The sequence below is a fragment of the Burkholderia sp. Ax-1720 genome, from assembly GCF_011753035.1.
Classification (GTDB): domain Bacteria; phylum Pseudomonadota; class Gammaproteobacteria; order Burkholderiales; family Burkholderiaceae; genus Burkholderia; species Burkholderia gladioli.
On the sequence record NZ_VWWK01000385.1, the window covers coordinates 1 to 1,744 of the forward strand.

Consider the following 1,744-nt stretch of genomic DNA (forward strand, 5'->3'; position numbering starts at 1 on the left):
TGAACTGGCGAGCCGCTGGCGGATCGACATCGGCGCCCAGCGGCGGCGGCGCCGCCGCTTCGCCTGCACCTGCCTGGACTGGAGCGAACGGCGCGCCCACCTGGCCGGCGCGCTCGGCGCCGCGCTGCTCGATGCCTGGCTCGCGCAGCGCTGGATCGAGCCGGCCGGCAAGCCGCGCGTGCTGCGCATCACGCCCGACGGGCAGCGCCGCTTCGAGGCCTTGCTTACCGGCGCTTGACGCCTCGATTGCAAATGCTTGACGAAAACGGGGACAGCGACATGCTTTGTTACAGCCGCGCGTGAGCGCATTACAAAAGCGTCGGCCCGGAAACACGGCGCGCGGGTAGAGTGAATTCAAACGGCGCAGGCATGCGCCGCGCCATCGAATCACGAGTTCGCCATGACCCCGCTTCGCGTTCCGTTCTCCCTCACCGCGCTGGCCGCCTCGGCCTTGCTGGCGCTCGCCACGCTGGCCCCGGCCGCGTCGTTCGCGCAGACCGAACCGGCGCCGCCGCCCGAGGTGGCGCCCTCCGCGCCCACCACGCAGCAAGCCGGCGGCGATCCGCCCTCGCGCGTGGCGCGGCTCGACTACCTGTCGGGACCGGTGACCACCGAGCCGGCCGGCGCGAGCGACTGGTCCTACGCGGCCGTCAACCGGCCGCTGACCAGCGGCGACCAGCTCTGGAACGACCAGGGCGCGCGCTCGGAGCTCCATATCGGCTCGACGGCGGTGCGGCTCGACCAGTCCACCGCGCTGGCGATCCTCGCTCTCGACGATCGCAACACGCAGCTGAAGGTGGGCCTGGGCAGCCTGTCCACCCATGTGCGCGAGCTGCCGGCGGGCAGCGCCTACGAGATCGACACGCCCAACCTCGCGCTGGCCGTCGACGGCGCCGGCGACTATCGCGTCGACGTGGCCCCGGACGGCGCCTCGACCACCGTCACGGTGCGACGCGGCAGCGCCACCGCCTTCGGCGACAGCGGCCAGATCCCGATCGCGGCGGGCCAGCAGCTCAGCTTCACGGGCACCAACCTGCAGCTGGGCGCCAACAACGCCGCGCCGGGCCCCGATCCGTTCGACCAGTGGAGCGCCTCGCGCGACGCGGCCGAGGACCGCTCCATCTCGGCGCGCTACGTGTCGCGCGAGGTTCCCGGCTACCAGGACCTCGATGCGAACGGAAGCTGGCGCGATTCGCCCGACTACGGGGCGATCTGGATCCCGAACGACGTGCCGGCCGGCTGGGCGCCCTATCACACCGGCCACTGGATCTGGCAGGCGCCCTGGGGCTGGACCTGGGTCGACGATGCGCCCTGGGGCTTCGCGCCGTATCACTACGGCCGCTGGGCCTATGTCGACGACAGCTGGGCCTGGGTGCCCGGTCCGATCGTGCCGGCCGAGCCGCCCTGCTACGCGCCGGCGCTGGTGGCCTTCGTCGGCGGCGGGGGCGGCGGCTTCGACTGGAGCGTCGGGCTGGCCGTGGGCGGCGCGGTGGCCGCCGGCGTGGCCTGGTTCCCGCTCGCTCCGCACGAGGCCTGGCATCCCGGCTGGGGCGGCTGGAGCCCGCGCTATTACGATCGCGTGAATCGCACGGTGATCGTCAACAACACCCGCGTCACGAACATCACCAATATCCACAACACCTACGTCAACTACCACGTGCGCAACGCGGTGACGGCGGTGCCGGCGCAGGCCTTCGTGCATGGCCAGCCGGTAGCGCGCTTCGCGCAGCACGTCGATCCGCGG

1 protein-coding gene and 1 pseudogene are annotated in these 1,744 nt (G+C 72.2%); both read left to right on the forward strand.

Annotation, left to right across the window (positions count from 1 at the left end):
* Positions 1–238: pseudogene (locus tag F3J18_RS36965) on the forward strand (transcriptional regulator); the annotation flags it as partial.
* Positions 239–400: 162 nt separating this feature from the next.
* The coding region (locus F3J18_RS36970; RefSeq protein ID WP_166917112.1) for a DUF6600 domain-containing protein at positions 401–1,744 on the forward strand (1,344 nt) is incomplete at its 3' end.